The organism is Bacillus sp. (in: firmicutes), from assembly GCA_012842745.1.
Lineage (GTDB): Bacteria > Bacillota > Bacilli > Bacillales > Bacillaceae_J > Schinkia.
In genome coordinates, this window is sequence record DUSF01000007.1 from 12,803 (window position 1) to 30,345 (window position 17,543).

The following is a 17,543-nucleotide window of genomic DNA, read 5'->3' on the forward strand; positions in this document are numbered from 1 at the left end:
GATTTACTTCTCAACCTTTTCGTTTATATAACCATCGGCATTTACATATTTAGGGTCTTTATCAATAAATATTTTAAACCATAACTCAATATTCATTAATGTCCATAACTGCCAGCTAAAATCTTCGGTAGAATTAATCATTTTTTCGACAGTTGTGGTATTAAATAAATTTCGCTCTTGGGCAGACTTATCTAGCAAAATATCTTTAACAAATTTCGGATTGTTCTTAAACCAAATGTTAATCGGCGTAGGAAAACCCTTTTTATCTTTTCTATTCAAAACTTCATCAGGAATAATCCCTTGAATTGCCTTTTTAAAGATATACTTAGGCTCTAAACCTTTTACCTTTATTTCACTAGGAATTGATGCAGCATATTCGACAATGCGATAATCTAATAAAGGTACTCGTGATTCAAGTGATACAGCCATGCTCATTCGATCCTCTACTTGTAATAAGCCAGGTAAATACGCCTTCATATCATGGTAGAGCATTTTATTAAAAATATCAGTGGATGGACAATGGTCAATATACTGAGTGAATACCTTGTCTGAATCATACTCTTTCACTAATTCTTTAAAGTGCTCTGTTAGTAATGAGAGCTCTTCAAATTTAAATGATGTACTATAATTTTTCCAAATCGCATGAAATGAATTGGATTGGAGCTCATTATCCCTTTGTATAGTACGAAGGACTTTTTTTACCGTTGTTTTTATCCCATGCTGCTTACTATATCCTTTTAAAAACACTAGTTTGTTGATTAGTCGTGATAGTCTAGTTTTTTGAGTATGTTGAATCGTATTGTCAACTTTGTTATTTTTCATATAGGCTTCATACGTCAAAAAATAACGTGGGTAGCCACCAAATATCTCATCCCCACCTTGACCGCCCAATGCTACCTTTACATTCTCAGCAGCTAATTGGCAAACAGCATACTGTGGAACTATCCCTGGCCCCACGCAAGGCTCATCCATATGCCAAATAATTTTCGGAAGCACATTCTCAAACCAATCTTGATTCGGCACTATCTCTAAGTATTCTGTATTAGCTTGTTTAGCAACTAACTTTGCATATTTCGTTTCATCATAAAATTCGTTTTCAGCAAATTTTCCTGAAAAGGTTTTAATTTTTTGCTCCAAATTTCTTGACGACAAAACAGTAACAGTACTGGAATCTAACCCGCCACTAAGATGGCACCCCACTGGTACATCACTGCGCAAATGAATCTTAACCGCATCTTCAATTAATTCACATAACCCGCTGATATACTCATCTTCGGATTTGTTCGTTTCTTTAAATTCAACATCCCAGTATTGCTCAATTTGCAACCCAGCTGTTTCAGAAATTGTGCCATAATATCCTGGTAAGAGCTTATAAATACCTTTGAAAAAAGTCTTATTATCTGGGATATACATAAAAGAAAGATAATCATAAATTGCTTCAAAATTTGCTTCCCGTTTAATAGATGAATCAGCAATAATCGCCTTGATTTCAGACCCAAAAACAAACCGTTCCTTATCATGATAATAATAAAACGGTTTAATTCCTAAGCGGTCTCTAGCAAAAAACAGCTCTCTTTTATGTTTATCCCAAATGGCAAAAGCGAACATGCCATTTAATAGTTGTAGACACTCAGACCCTTTTTCCGCATATAGATGAAGAATTACCTCAGTATCGGAATTAGTCTGAAAGGCAACACCATTTTTTACTAAGTCATCCCGTAACTCGACGTAATTATATATTTCACCATTAAAGACAATCGTATAACGGTCATCAACCGTTGACATTGGTTGATGACCGGATTGAAGGTCGATAATACTAAGGCGGCGGAAGGCTAGGCCGAGATTGTTATCAATAAATAAACCTTCATCGTCTGGACCGCGATGGATGATACTGTCTCTCATTTGGATTAATTTATTTGAATCAATTTTTAATTGATTTATATTAAAAACACCAACAAATCCGCACATATAGGTATTGCCCCTTTAGATTATTGATCAATATGTGTCTTAAACCACAATTCTAATGATAGAGCGCCCCAGATTGCTCTTCCAAAATCATTTTCATTATTTATTTTAGCTTCTAATTCTTTCATATTAAATATTCCACGTTCTTGAGCTCTTTTATCTAATAAGATTTCCTTAACATATTCACCAACTTTGTTCTTATACCATTTTTGTAATGGTACAGGAAATCCCATTTTATCTTTTCGATTTAAAACTTCATCTGGGATTATATTTTTAATTACTTGTTTAAATAGATATTTTGGTTCGCCGTTCTTGAATTTAATTGAAGGTGGAATTGTTGCAAATAATTCAACAATCCGATGATCTAATAAAGGAACACGAGATTCTAAACCGTGTGCCATACTTGTCCTATCCTCTACCTGTAGTAAAGATGGCAAGTGAACCTTTAAATCAAAATAAAGCATTTTATTTAAGAAGGATTCAGCATTTGAACCTGAAAATACTTTATTAAATTCATAAAAAACATTATCATTATCAAACAATTGCGGACTAAATATTTCTTTTAAATCCCCAGACCTGTCCATTAATCTAAAATATCTATGCTCTTGAGAGTTGAAAAGGCCATCGGCCCAAAAATATTTAAGCATAGGCACATATTGCTTCAAAATAGGAAGATTCGGTATAATAGAAGCTAAAGTAGCTGCATATTGATTTGATTTATTTGTTTCATATATTGCACCTTTGAGACATTCCTCAAGGTATCCTATTAAATATCTTGTATATCCTCCAAAGATTTCATCTCCACCTTGCCCCCCTAAAACAACCTTAACATTTTGTGACGCTAACTTAGATACTATATATTGCGGAAATACACCTGGCCCCCCAGCAGGTTCGTCCATAAAATAGATAATATTTTGAATTTGTTCTAAGAAGTCACCTTCAGTTGGATATACTTCAAGGTATTCTGAGCCAATATTTCGAGATACGAGTTTTGCATATTTAGTTTCATCATAATTGTCACCTTCATTAAAAGCCCCCGTAAACGTCTTAAAGTTACTTCCAGACGTATTTAACATAGCGGCTAAACTAGCAATAGTACTGGAATCCAATCCTCCTGATAGATGTGCACCTAAAGGAACATCTGAGCGTAGTCTAATTTTAACTGCATCCTCTAATAATACTTTTAATTTATCGATAAAATATTCTTCCGCGTGCTCATAATCTATAGTAAAGTCTAAATCCCAATACTTCTTAATTTGCTCTATTTTTCCGTTTTTATCAACAATCATGTAATGACCTGGAAGTATTTTTTTCACTCCATCAAATAAGGTTTTTTCCCCTAGAACTGTTTGAAAAACTAAATATTGTTGAATTGCAAAATTATCCTGTTTTTTATTACAAATACCGGAAGCAATTATACTCTTTATCTCAGATGAAAATATAAAACTATCATTAATATTAGAATAATAAAAAGGTTTTACGCCCATTCTATCCCTTGCACAAAATAGTCGTTGTTTTCGTTCATCCCACAGTGCAAAGGAGAACATACCAATAAAGTATTTTAAACATTCTTCCCCAAACTCTTCATAAGCATGGATTATCACTTCTGTATCCGTGTATGTTTTAAATCTATGACCTCTACTTCGCAAATTCTGGGATAATTCCAAATAATTATAAATACAACCATTAAAGACAACCCAAATGGAACCATCTTCATTACTGATAGGCTGTTGCCCACCCTCAGGATCAATAATTGCTAGCCTTCTATGTCCCAAAAATACAGAATTGTCATCAGAAAACCATTTTCCTTCCCCATCAGGGCCTCTATGGGAAATTGCTCGCATCATATTTTCATAAGAAATGTTTCTATTATTACTAATATAACCCGCTATGCCACACACTTATATCACTGTCCTTTTATTGGAAAATCATAAATTCTCTTATGAGTATTCTTTTTTCTTTGTTTGCATCGAATAATGTAAATCTTACATTTTTGGATGTTACTGGTTTACTTAAGACTTTTTCATATACCCCATCATTTTCGGGATCTTTATAGTCAATTTCACGGATCAATTCTTTGTATTTGCTATTCTCATCCATATATTCAATGAGAAATGATGTCCCGCTAGTTTGAGGAGTGTACCATTTTATTTTAATCCTATAAAAATCTTGAGGTTTCCCAAAATCTATATTTAGACTTTGCGGTAATTGATATGATTGAGCACCCGTATAGGTATCGTAAATTCCATCTGCTAGTTGATCTACACCATATCCATCATAAAAAGAAGTAGTTGAGGATATTTTTGACTCCTTAACTAAATTTCTGTCTCTATAATCCATATTATATTCATAATAAATCTTCTGTGGACTTTTAAAGAATTCAATATCATTATAGAAACTATGTTCGTTCGGAACACCAACCATATCACTAATTAATTCCGGGTTGCTGATCATATCTTCAGTGCTGTGAGGAAAGTATGTGTTGTACGTGGGATCGAATGTGTACCAACTTCCCCCAATTTTCACCTCAACCCTTGAATGTGAGGCATTATTGTATCCACTATCTATCCCAACAGACCTTGCCTCAAAGCCATTCATTAATAAATCTCTAATTAATAAATAGTTAAAGTCACCACAGTGACCTTCCCCATAATCCAAAAGTTCCTGAGCAGACTCATCACCATCAAGACCTGGACCATAAATTAACATATGATGCACTTTATCATTTAACTTTATAACAAATTCTAGCTGTCTTTGTTTTAAATTATCTGCGTAAACGTTTGGTACTAATATAGAGACAACAAGTAATACACTAAGTAAGAAAAACTTAAGTTTGATAGTAAACACCCTTTCATAAATTAATATTTAAGCTCTTTCGCAATTAAAGATTAATTATTTTCGGTGTCTTGTTCACGATAATAATTAGCAACATCAGACAATGTGTAAGTACTAATACTATTTTCATTTATATATTTCAGAAGTTCTTCCCAAAAATCCCTTATACCATAGGACTTGTTTACATCTACGTCTATTTCCGATTTAGAAGCAATAGTTAAATCAGAATATCTACTAGTTACACTTCGTCTGTGTTGTTCATTTACCGAATTTAAATAAATTAATATCGGATGAATATTGACTATTTTTAATCCTGGACTACTTAATGAAATACTTTCCCAAGAAAATGGGAGGCCCATGTCTAAATGAATTCCATCTTCCCACATATAAGAAAACCTTAGCATGTTGTTATAATCTTTATGGACTTGACAAAGAGGCTGATTCCATAAAAATACACTTGCATCATATTGCAGGTCATATTGTTTAGCGATATCTGCAATATTTTGACCAAAGAAATTCCTATGACTTCTTGTACCTACGGCATTCGGATATATTTCCTTCAATTTAAATAGCTTTTCCCCAAAGCCGGATTGGTTGTTGGGACGTGTAAAATCTGGATGAAGGCCTACCTCAACAAATTCAGGTGCGTTTAATAATAATTCAGATTTGTGAGTAGAAAACATTGTAATCTTACAATCGTATTTTTCAACTAAATTCATTACATACTCAATTGCGAAATCAGGAGCCCAATCAATATCACATGTAAGAATTACTTTCTCCAAACCATTTATATTATAAAAGGGTAAAAGAGGGTCCTTCTCCCATACTTTATATAACTGATTATCCATTGTTATAGTCATTATCCTTACTCCTTACATAAAAATCTCTAATAGATGGCCATTCTACATTTAACTTTTCAAGCATTTTATATGGCATTAGATAATATTGCTTCCCATTAGATTTATATTCATTTGGTATTAACTTATAACGTCCTGACCCATTTATTGATGCATCAACTAATAGATCAATTGATGTATTTATAGCCCTTTTTTCCACATCAGTCCAATGGTCGGTGTCTACTACTGGGATCAATTTCTTCTCCAATATTTCACCAGTATCAATGCCAGCTCTTACGACATGTAAAGTAACTTCAATAGGTCCCTTTTTCACAAGTGCCCATTTAATTACATCTACCCCTCTATAATCTGGCAACCGACCTGGATGACAATTTATAATCCAAAGGTCCTTTATATTTAATATAGGCTCTCTTATTATTCCAGATTGTGCTAGTACTACTTTTTTTATATTGTTATTAAACAATGATTCTACGATTGTACTGTCGTTAATATTCTTACAATATACAACCTTTTCAGCTAACCCTTCATAATTCGGAAGTGGATTTAACAAGCCAAAGCTTATATTTCTTAAAATAATGGGCTTCCAAAAAACAATATTATATTTAAAGGCATCAACAATTCCTATCTTTTTTGCCAGAAACTTTGCCGTTTTTATCCTTTTTTTTAACGGTGTAATCTCAACACAAAGTAATGAAGGCTTTATGTCTTTTTCTCTAAGTCTTCTAAGATACTCTAAACCAAATGAAGAACCAGCTCTAGTTAAAACAGCAAGGTCTTTATCTATTTTCATCTTACTCTCCCATTACTTTTTTGATAATATCATTATATTTTCCCTCTTCAATTTCCCAAGAAAATCGACTTCGAACTGCCATTAATTTTGATCTATCATCCTCTAGATCTCTTAATAACATAGTATTTATTGCATCGGCTACCTCTTTCGGATTGTTTAATTTAGTAATGATGCCGCCCCCACCAAGAGAACTTATTATTTTATGAACCTCTACCAAATCATTTGCTAAGATAGGTAAACCTGCCTGAATATATTCGAACATTTTATTCGGCATACAATACTTTGTATTTAGATCAACAGAGGCATATGGAATAACACCGATGTCTGCTGAATTTGTATACTTTAATAATTCAGCCTGTGGTACTGAATCTAAAAAGTGAATTCTTTTATCCAACAAATGCTTTGCATAACTTCGAAGTTTCTTTTCTAATTCTTCATCTGAAGGGCCTAAGAAAACCAAATGTACGTTATCCTGTTTCGTTAATGTAAAGCCTTTAACTAATGTCTCGAGATTTCGATTTGGAGCTCTTCCACCTTGGAATAAAACAATTTTATGTTCATAAGGTAAATTTAATTTATCATGCAGTAATCTTAATCTTTTTCCCCCTAGTGGTTTTGATTCTACTGCATTTAAAATGACATTAAATGAAGGTATACCATTCTTTTCTTTTATTACTGTACCAAATGAATCACTTACAGTTATTACTGCATCGCACCTTTTAGAATGCTCTTTTTCATATTCATCCATAATCATCCGTTGCGTTGGTGAAAACACCTTTTGTTCACTATATAGCTCATGTGCATCATATACAAGCTTTGCATCCCACATATCCGCTAAAATCCTACCTGCCTTTAAAGCCGGTAAATCATGTGTAACAATTAGTTCTGCTTGGTAATTTTTTGCCGCTTCATAAAATGCATTATCAAAAGGAAGTGGATAATAGACAGACTTACATTGGTATTTCAGTAATAAATTAGCTTTGTACCAGTTCCAATTTATTTTATTTAATACGTTTGTCATTCTTCCAAACAGCTTTATTTTCCAAGTTCTTTTTTGATATTTCCAATAAACGGGACAGTCAGGGATTATTCTATTGAGCCCGATACGGTGTATTGGTACTCCATCATATAGATCGAGCTTGTCCTCTGAATCAAAGGATAAAGCCACTATTTTCCCAACCCAGCCCTCGCCCATTAATGCATGGGCTTGTTGAATAATGCGTCTGTCGATTTGTTGATCATGGCAAATCATAACAAACGATTTTTTTCCCTTTTTAACTTCATTCCAGCTTTGATCAATAATGGAGGGTTTCGCCAAATTCATTACCGCATTTTTATAATCCTCAAAAGACTCGAATGTACCTTTACCAAGTTTTAAAACAACTTTCTTTAAGAATGGGAAATTTTTTATAGATTCCAATTCGGACTTCAGTCTTAAATTCTCTTGTCTAAGAGAATTTGCTTCATCAATAATTGAAATTTCCAATTGATCATTTTTATTTTTAAGTATCTGATTCTTTTCTTTTAATCTATTATTTTCTTGTGTTTTTTCTTCTATTTCCACCATTAATTTTTCATTTACAGTAGTAGCTCTTTTATTTTCATTTACTATTCTTTGGATTTCTACTGATAATCTGTTATTTTCTTCAGATATCCTATTGTTTTCCATAGATACTCTAGCATTCTCTTGTGTTAATCCATTTATTTTCTCCAAAAATTCAAGACTTGTTTGATCACCATCAGTCATTGCTGATTTCTTCTTATAAAAATCAAAGAATAATTCCGGTAGATGTTTCTTTTTACTTGAACTAAAACCAAACAAACGATATTTTACATTATCATATTTATTTAAAATCGATATGTCATTTAACCAATCATGATGGGCGATATAGCCGCCAACTTCATTTGATACACTAGATAATATATTATATTTGCTTTCTATTCTGAAATAATCAATTTCTGAGGAATTTTTAAATAACTTTATTTTTCTAGTTTCCACGTTGGATAATTCAGCATTTGATAGTTCTAAATTCCCCTTTAAAGCTCTTAATTCAAATAAATATCCATATATCGATGGTCTTATATCCTCAAATTTAAATTCAATGAAAAAGCTTCCAGTTGAAATATTCTTTTCAACTGGTAAATGATAGGAATTGTAGTCATCAAATACTGTTAAAACAACAGTACAATTCTCTTTAGCATAACCACTTAAATGCAAGGATATAAATTCATTAGTTGTCTCCCCACAAAAAAAGCCGAACTTTACTGAATGCTCCAAATCGACGTAAACACCAACATCGCTAGAGGACTCACATAGAAAATAGGGCAAAGTAGAGAACTTTGGAATAAAACTTTTTTGATACCTTTTTACATTTGCAAAATCAATGTATCCTGAATTTGCATTATCATACTCCAATGGTGTAGCTTTCCCGTTTTTCTCTACATAACCAAACTGGTTAGTTTCATTAAAGACTCTCCTTAATTGTGGTGTCTGTTTATCTTTAACAAATAAACTTATACACTCGGTTTTTAATGTATTAGCTACATTGAATTTAGTTGGATCATCCAAAATTACCTTACTGGAAAATTTATCCACCGAAAACTTTATTGCCTCATCTTCTGTATTCTTCGCAATCTCTTTGCTTCCACATTCCGGACATATAGAGCCTTCAAAATGCGCAAATTCTAAATCGAGTAGACGTTTTAAGTAGACAACTTCTGCTGGTTCACCATTCCATGTATCACCACTAAGGACTTGTAATACGTTCTTATAGTTAAATGAATTAAGCAACTCTCTTGTTTCTTCTAAATTAAAGGAATCAAGATGATGGTTAACATGATAATAACTTCCGCATCCTCCGCACTTAGTTGTACCTAGATTCAAATCTTCCATAAACGGAACTGTAATAATTACATATTTTGATGCAACTCTTGAACACTCCATTAATCCTTTATACCGATCTTTTTGATTAAGATGTTCAATTACATCGTTTGCCATAACCAAATCGAAAGAATTATCTTCAAAAGGCATATTAGTTATATCGCCCACAACTGTTTCACATTGTACACTTTTTAATGCCTCAATACTTCTATCGAACCCTACAACGTTGTAATTCTGTGCCAAAATATTAGTGATTAACCCATTACCACACCCCACATCAAGCACAGACTTAACGTCCAATGGAATAATATTTAAGATATCTTTAAGAACTTGCTTTTGATATGGAGATATTTCACTATTCCAAATCTCTGGCTGCTCAAAGTAATAAATTGTATTTCTATTTTCCATGAGCACTCACCTCAATTCATGTATTTTTTTATTCCATCTGACTGGATGGTGAATAATTCCCAATTCAACATTTAACCCAAATGGCTGCTCTACTTTAATTTCATACATCTTATCATGCAAGTCATAAGCTTCCGGCTCAAGGTTATCGACTAGATTAAGATTCTTAAAGATGGCAACAGACACTAAGTAATTTCCTTTTCCTAATAACAAAGGATCAAAGATTATTTCAATAGAACCTTCGCCCTCAATTGTTCCAACCTCCAAACCATCCTTATTTGATATTAATTGCATTGCACAAGTACCGTCTAATAGATAATAGGCAACAACGAAAACTGGATTATATACTTTCTCTTTAGCATAGTAATTAATCTTAATTTTTTTCTTCGTATTACTAGTAAAAATCAGCTTATCATTATCATTTTCGTCTAAAAAGCTCACTGAAGTTATTACCACTTCTCCGGAGCCATATATTCTTACATTCTTCTCTCTTTCGAGTTCTAATATTTCCAACTCTTCCTCATCTTTCAATTCGTCTATTTTTCCTTTACTATTTTCATTAAATATGAAGGCGGTTTGTTTCCACATTCCATCGTTTTCAGCTTTTAATTGACCTATTTTCTTATACGTTTCTCCTTCATAATATTCAACTTTTATTACCTCATTCGATATGTCTTTATAAGTAATTTCTATCTTGTATTTATTAATATCTGAAAAGGAATTTACTTTGAAAGCAAACAGGGCATGTTGATACTCTCCACCAATATCCTCGTAATTCCTATATTGGTTGCCATCATTTATCTTTCGATCAGACCAATTAATTCTCTCATTGTCTGTTATTAAAAAAAGTGCATTTTCATTATTTGAGTCTTCATCACTACCTACAAGGACAGATTGGATTAACTTATTTTCAAAGTAAAGCTTAATCTCTGAAATCGGGTGATGATTTTTTGGAGAGCCGTTTTCACTAATTAAATGGACGTAAACCAGTTGACCTTCAGACGCTTCCTCTAGCGTTCTAAAGTCATTCGATTTAAGGCGAACATTTCTTGACCTTAGTTTCCGCTCTTCTTGTTTTCTTATGGAATCCATATATTCAGCTGACACATCTAATATGTGCCCTTGCATGATAATATTACCCTTGTCAATCCAAATTGCCTCATCACACATTTTTTGAACTGACACCATATCATGCGAGACAAATAATACCGTTGTTCCACCCTCTGTTAGCTTTTTCATTCTATTGATAGATTTATTTATAAAGTAAGCATCTCCCGCACCAAGTATTTCATCTATTATGAGAATTTCCGGTACTATTGCAGTTGAGGTTGCAAATGCTAATCTAGCATACATCCCCGCAGAATAAGTCTTGACAGGTTTGTCGATAAACTCCCCTAACTCTGAGAAATCTACAATTTCTTCATACTTTTCTTCGGCCTCTTTGCCAATTACCCCCGAGTACGCTAAAGAAGCGAATATATTTTCTTTTCCTGAGAATTCCGGATGAAATCCTGTGCCTAAATCCATGAGCGCTGACACTTTTCCATTGGCGTATACAGTCCCATTAGTAGGTTGTAAAATACCAGTAATAATTTTTAATAAAGTACTTTTCCCTGCGCCATTTCTACCTATTAATGCTATTTTACTACCCCGTTTTATTTTCAGATCAATATCTTTCAAAGCCCAAAACTCTTGATATTGTTCTGCTGTGAATTTCCCAAACCCTAACAAATCTAGAATGCGATGTTTGGGGTTTTTATACATTTTGAACATTTTACTAACACCATTAATTAAGATAGCGTAGTCACCATTATACATAATCAGAAAACACCACTTTCAAGCGTGTAAAAATATAATACCCAATATAAAATACAATAAAAGACATCAACACAAAGATGATTGTTATATCGACACTAGGGAATGATTGATACATAATGATTTCTCGATATACTAGAATCATATAATATAAAGGATTAAACCTCATAAAGAATAACAAGTTTTCATTCAACATATCTACTGTATAGGCTATTGGGGAAACTAACATTAACAAAATCAATATGACGTTAATGACTTGACCGACATCCCTAAAAAAGACATTTATGCTCGCTAGAATCCAGGCCAAGCCCATTGTAAATAAAATTTGCAGAAACAGAATGAGCGGAAGCCATAAAACATAAAAGCTTAGCTGTCCCCGAAAAGCTAACACACTTAACAACAACACAAGCCCAATGATTTGCGATACCATGCTAGAAAGCACAACCTTAACTGGGATTAATTCAATCGGAAATAATGTGTTTTTAATTAAAGAACTATTCGCCGTGACTGAATTAACACTAATACCAATGGCTTCCGCAAAACCAAACCATGGAATTAAACCTGAAAATATTATTAAAACATAGTCTACAGTCGATAGTCCTTCCAGCCTTATTTTAAATATGGCTATATATACAAGAAAATACACAGATAAAAAGAGAAGTGGATATAACACTGTCCACATCCCACCTAATAATGAACCTGCATACTTTTGCTTTATATCATTAAACGCTAAGTTAAATAATATTTTCCTATATTGATAAAGTAGCGAAAACGGATTATTCATAAAAAACTGCTCCTTAATTTAAAGACGGAAATATTTCCCTAAATCTTGTGTAATGTTCTTCATCGCATTTCTAGTATCCAAAATTTGATTAGCATAATCCATTACTAAGGAGTAATCTATGTTGGAATGATCAGTCGTTACAACAGTAAAATCAGAATTCTCCAACTCTTCCTTATTCAATGAGATACTTTCATAGCACTTCCCGTTGTGTACTAGACTTGGAATAAACGGATCATGGTATTTAACGATAGCACCTTTTTGCTCTAATATTTCGATAATCTTTAGTACTGGAGATTCCCTCAAATCATCAATATCTTTTTTATAGGCTACCCCCAAAAGCAATACAGTTGATCCATTTAAAGGCTTCTTAACATTGTTTAAAATTGAAGCCATCTTCTCTACTACAAACTCTGGCATCGAATTATTAATCTCCCCAGCTAATTCAATAAACTTTGTATGATAATTGTATTCTCTAGCTTTCCAAGTTAAATAAAACGGATCTATTGGAATACAATGCCCTCCTAGCCCTGGACCTGGATAAAATGGCATGAAACCATATGGTTTTGTCTTTGCTGCATCAATTACTTCCCACACATCGATTCCCATCTTGTTGCAAAGAATTGCCATTTCATTTGCTAATGCAATATTCACATGGCGAAAAGTATTTTCATAAATTTTTTCCATTTCCGCAACTGCCGGACTTGAAACTTCATGAATCTCTCCATCTAAAACAGAGCGATAAAGTGAGGCAGCTACCTTCGTACAATCATTCGTTATGCCGCCAACTACTTTTGGTGTATTTTTCGTATTAAAATGTTTATTACCCGGGTCAACACGTTCAGGGGAGTAAGCTAAGAAAAAGTCCTCGCCACATCGTAAACCAGAGTCTTCTAATATTGGTCTTACTAATTCTTCGGTAGTCCCTGGGTAAGTTGTACTTTCCAATACAACTAACATTCCAGGTTTGATATATTTAGAGATTTCCTTTGTTGATGCCTGAACATAGCTTGTATCTGGCTGTTGGTACATATCCAAAGGTGTCGGGACACAGATAGCGACTGCATCAACTTCGCTGATTAACGAGTAATCTGTAGTTGCTTTTAACATTTTATTCTGTACAATTTCTCGCAAATCATCGTCTACAACATCACCAATAAAGTTAATACCGTTATTCACCATATCAGTACGTTTCTCTTGTACATCAAATCCAATCACATGAAATCCTGCCTTTGCTTTTTCTACAGCTAAAGGCAAGCCAACATAACCAAGACCGACGACCCCGATTACTGCTGTTTTGTTATGGAATTTTTCTATTAAACTCTCTGCTAAAGATGATAAACCTTTTGAAGATACGACTGTCATTTAAATTTCCCCTTTATTTATAAAAGAATTATTACATACTCCATACAACTAATGCTTTTTCTTTGTCGAATTTTTCTTTTGTTTTTATAAACTCATTGTTTGTTAGTACAAGAGTTCGAATTTTTCGATGAATTAGTTGTTCAGATTTTTCAACTAAAACATTCAGGTACTCTTGATCAATTTCTCCGACAATAACAAGGTCAATGGTTCCCGAATCAATACCTCTAGCATAATCACCGGTTATCAAAGCATATTCAACATTCCCAAGCCTCATTACGACTTCTTCAATGATTTGATCGATACCAAGCATTTTCTTCACAATGCTATGTAAATCAGAATATAGCGTGTGTTTTTGATTCGCTTGGTAAATTTTCGTTCGTCCCTCTGACTTCATTTCAAGGAGATTAGCCTCCGTTAGTCGATTTAGCTCCACTCGAATTGCATTCGTGGACTCATCAAATTCCTCCGCTAAGCCCCGCAAATAACCTTGTGCATTCGGGTTTAGAAAAAATTTCAACAATAGTTTTATTCTAGTCTTCGACGTAATTAAGTGCTCCAGCAAACTTGCCAACCCCATTATTAAAATAAATATTATGAATCTACTTTTTTCGACACTGAAAAACACCTTTCACGAGTAATATTATTACTCATAAAAGGTGTTTTTGTCAATGCCAGTGAAAACCTCAAATGGCATATCCTTCAGCTAATTGTAATTTATTTTCCCTTGACTAATTCATTCCTAATTAGCGAGAAGAGTACTCCAAATAATATCCAGTATATCACCGCTAATCCAATGACCGAATCATTAAACAACCCCTGAACGAGGTATGCTATGGATGTTGTAAAGAGAGCTACTATCAATGCTTTTTTCTTGTTGTCTATTTTTCGTTGTTGCCAAAGAATGTTTACGGCTGACAGTAAAATTAAAATAACCAACAGAATAAATACAATTAATGATATGATCCCCGATCCAATTAATACACCGAGAAACATATTATGTGGTTTATCCACAGTTTCCTCGTAATTTCCTATACCCGCGATTTTGCCAATATCATCTTGCGGAAAAATGTATGAAAACGTATCAAAACCATACCCTAGTATTGGTCGTTGCATGGCAGTTTCAAACGTCTTTTCCCAAATGTACAAACGACCTGTACCAGCACTTACACCCGCTTCCGGTATATCAGGTATTTGAAATTTATTTAGATTCTGACCTTCCGCAAAGGCTACATTTGTTTGAAATGGATTAAATTTATTAATCTGGATATTTGTTTCGATTGCATCAGTTCCACCATTGTAAGAAAGTTGGTCTTTCTTAAATGGATTACTTTCAATTATGAAACCAAATGTTTCATCCCATACTCTAGGATTCATATTAGCCAAAGGGATGTATATTGATGTCGCAAGAATTATAAATGCTATCAATATGGCAAACGATTTTATTTTTTGCCCATCTAAGAATATTAGAATAAAAATAACAGGAAGCAAAACTAACAATGTCAAAAAACCACTCGTCGAAAACGATGTCAACACCATCCCAAACGACATAACAGCAACAACAACATTTATTGCAGACCTGATTTTATTATTATCAAAAATTGCCCATGTTAAGAACAAGACCGCTAGCACGGCGCCAATCCCACTTATATAGTTCGGGTTACTCACCGTTGCCCAAATCTTTGCGCCTTCCGATAACTTTGCCCCTTCCGGAATCGAGCCCAGAATAAAATTATGAATCCAACCAACTTGCAAAAGGTCTTTTCCTTTAAATAAGGCGTAACCTAACCACATATTAATGAAAACAAATGGATATAATGTGTAAAGAAATCCATGTAGTTGCGTCTTCGAATACTTTACATTTGCTGCGACAAAAAAGACAATGAAGTAGCAAATATAAGTTAATGTTCCTTCATTGCGATTATACATTCCTTGTAACGCAAGGCTTTTGTAAGGTGAAAAAACAGCTGATAATGTAACGGCGATTGCTAAAATACCTAGGAAAAGATGCACCTTGCTTTTCGGAATTTCGTAACGTAAAAATAATACTTTGTACAAGAATAAAATCCCAACTACTATTGTTATAATGAACAGAAAGATAAATTTAAAATAGGAAAAAATATCCGCTTGCATACCTGTGCTCATAAACGTTAAGTGCGGACTGACGAACTCTCCAATATGTGCTTTTATAAAAATCGGAATAATTAGCAATGCTGCAAGCAATAAATAGTAGATAATTTTATCAATTTTCTCTATTTCATTTATATCTCCGATACTTAACGTATGATTATTCGTTTCACGGGAGCTGATAACGGTTGATTTTTTATAATACTTTTTGTAATCCATAGTAACTCCTTTAAGACTTTATTTGCTTTTGAATTTCTTGCAATAATCTATCTTTTTCTGCTTGGAACGACTCAGGAACTGGCATTGATAAGTATTTTTGTGAAGTTTCTAACTCACCAATATGAAAAAGTGCCTCGCCCATTCTAAAAGTAAATTGTGTATCTTGTAATAAAGCTGGTCTACTATCTATCGCTTTTTGAAAATTGAGGGCTGCCTTTTGGTAATCGGTCGTCGCGGAATACGCTAAACCAAGCTGATAATAAAGAGCATATTCCTCTGGATACTTAGCTGTTAACTCATTTAACATCTCAATGCCTGTAGCAACGGCTTCAGATTGTATCATTTGCAATGCCTGTTCATATTGCTCACTATCCGCTTTAAAAGTTTTATCTTGTTTATTTCCCGCTATATTCGTATATACCAATCCAATTATAACAAGTATAACCGTTCCGTAGAAAATATTCTGTATCGTTTTGGAACTCATATAATTCATCCTTTGTACTCCTTTGTTAAAGTAACTTGTAAACATAAGTAAATTTTAGTTCATATATAAAAATAGTTCAAGGTTTTCGACAACAAAATATGACAACTATCTTTTGGAAGTGTGATTCTCATATCGTAAAATTGCCCAATATACTCATATGTCAAGGGAAAATTATATTTAAAATTTTTCGTTTGAGTTAAGCATTTCTCCTTCATGTCTTTCCATTCGGAATAAATTCATATATAATGGAAATATAATAAAAAAGAGAAGCGCGGGAAACGCTTCTCAAGGTAGCTGCTACCGTCAGGGTGGTGGTTGTCTAAAAATGTTTAGTTTTTGTGAGAACCACCCTTTGGCTTGCGACGGCGTTGGGTGGTTTTCTTGTTTTCTAATACATTTTTCCGAAAGAAATAGGCGCCAGTTTCACGCACAATCCCTTTCAGAACTTCTCGTATGAATTCAAGAAATGTTTCCATAATTATCACCTCCTTTCCATATAAAAAAACAGAAAGAAGTGTGACAACCAACCACCCTAACAATATGCAACTACGATGATTGTAGCAGGACTAGTTGGGAAAATCTATGAAAAATATAACAGGAGTACCAATCACTTCTTTGAAAGTGATTGGTACTCCTGTTCTTTAATTAGCATGGATTTAGATTTATTCCACATTATTTAGATCATTCCGTTTACAGTTTATGATGATTGCTAATAACTAGACAATTTCGGACAATAACTTGCTAAGTCCAGACAATAATCTGTCATTTTTGGATGAGAATTAATCAATCCAAGACAATAAATAAGAAATCATGGCCGTCATTTAGAAAAAACAGGTAGGGGGGGAAATCTGTTCCTCTCCCCCAGAAAAAAACGGGCGGGACAGTGAACCTGTCCGAGACCACTGAAAAACATGTCCTAAATAACTGGAAACTAAGTCGCAAAATATAAAAACAAAAGAAAATCCCCCTGATTTTGGTATAATAGAGCTGTCGAAGAACTACTACCAAAAAGGGGGCTTTTC

The 17,543-nt window shown here is 33.6% G+C and carries 13 protein-coding genes; all 13 read right to left on the reverse strand.

Translation table 11 applies throughout. The features are described 5' to 3' along the window. Window positions 1–3: 3 nt before the first annotated feature. Complete coding sequence (gene asnB, locus GX497_01445) at window positions 4–1,968, reverse strand: asparagine synthase (glutamine-hydrolyzing) (protein HHY71899.1); 1,965 nt, start codon at window positions 1,966–1,968, stop codon at window positions 4–6. A gap of 20 nt (window positions 1,969–1,988) precedes the next feature. Continuing rightward, window positions 1,989–3,866 carry an asparagine synthase (glutamine-hydrolyzing) gene (asnB, locus tag GX497_01450; GenBank protein ID HHY71900.1) on the reverse strand — a complete coding sequence of 626 codons (1,878 nt, stop codon included), beginning with the start codon at window positions 3,864–3,866 and terminating at the stop codon, window positions 1,989–1,991. Between the two features lie 16 nt (window positions 3,867–3,882). Then, window positions 3,883–4,812 carry a hypothetical protein gene (locus GX497_01455; protein HHY71901.1) on the reverse strand — a complete coding sequence of 310 codons (930 nt, stop codon included), beginning with the start codon at window positions 4,810–4,812 and terminating at the stop codon, window positions 3,883–3,885. Window positions 4,813–4,853: 41 nt separating this feature from the next. Then, a complete protein-coding gene (locus tag GX497_01460) occupies window positions 4,854–5,660 on the reverse strand; it encodes a hypothetical protein (protein HHY71902.1) in 807 nt (268 codons plus the stop codon). After that, complete coding sequence (locus GX497_01465) at window positions 5,641–6,447, reverse strand: hypothetical protein (protein HHY71903.1); 807 nt, start codon at window positions 6,445–6,447, stop codon at window positions 5,641–5,643. Before GX497_01465 ends, GX497_01460 begins: the two co-directional genes overlap by 20 nt. 1 nt (window position 6,448) lies before the next feature. After that, window positions 6,449–9,736, reverse strand: coding sequence for a methyltransferase domain-containing protein (locus GX497_01470; protein ID HHY71904.1), 3,288 nt, complete (start codon window positions 9,734–9,736; stop codon window positions 6,449–6,451). A 6-nt stretch (window positions 9,737–9,742) separates the two neighbouring features. Further along, the gene (locus GX497_01475; GenBank protein HHY71905.1) at window positions 9,743–11,551 is read right to left on the reverse strand and encodes an ABC transporter ATP-binding protein; all 1,809 of its coding nucleotides are present in this window, start codon (window positions 11,549–11,551) and stop codon (window positions 9,743–9,745) included. Beyond that, window positions 11,544–12,332 (reverse strand): ABC transporter permease, encoded by a 789-nt coding sequence (locus GX497_01480; GenBank protein HHY71906.1) that lies wholly within the window; start codon window positions 12,330–12,332, stop codon window positions 11,544–11,546. The genes GX497_01475 and GX497_01480 overlap by 8 nt, the downstream gene beginning before the upstream one ends. Window positions 12,333–12,350: 18 nt before the next feature. Next, a complete protein-coding gene (locus GX497_01485) occupies window positions 12,351–13,694 on the reverse strand; it encodes a nucleotide sugar dehydrogenase (GenBank protein HHY71907.1) in 1,344 nt (447 codons plus the stop codon). A gap of 31 nt (window positions 13,695–13,725) precedes the next feature. After that, complete coding sequence (locus tag GX497_01490) at window positions 13,726–14,256, reverse strand: ArsR family transcriptional regulator (protein HHY71908.1); 531 nt, start codon at window positions 14,254–14,256, stop codon at window positions 13,726–13,728. A 152-nt stretch (window positions 14,257–14,408) separates the two neighbouring features. Further along, window positions 14,409–16,037, reverse strand: coding sequence for an O-antigen ligase family protein (locus tag GX497_01495; protein ID HHY71909.1), 1,629 nt, complete (start codon window positions 16,035–16,037; stop codon window positions 14,409–14,411). Window positions 16,038–16,047: 10 nt separating this feature from the next. After that, entirely contained in the window at window positions 16,048–16,530 is a 483-nt protein-coding gene (locus tag GX497_01500; GenBank protein ID HHY71910.1) for a tetratricopeptide repeat protein, read from the reverse strand. Between the two features lie 320 nt (window positions 16,531–16,850). Then, window positions 16,851–16,997: a hypothetical protein gene (locus GX497_01505; GenBank protein ID HHY71911.1), complete on the reverse strand. Its 147-nt coding sequence runs from the start codon at window positions 16,995–16,997 to the stop codon at window positions 16,851–16,853. Between the last annotated feature and the right edge of the window lie 546 nt (window positions 16,998–17,543).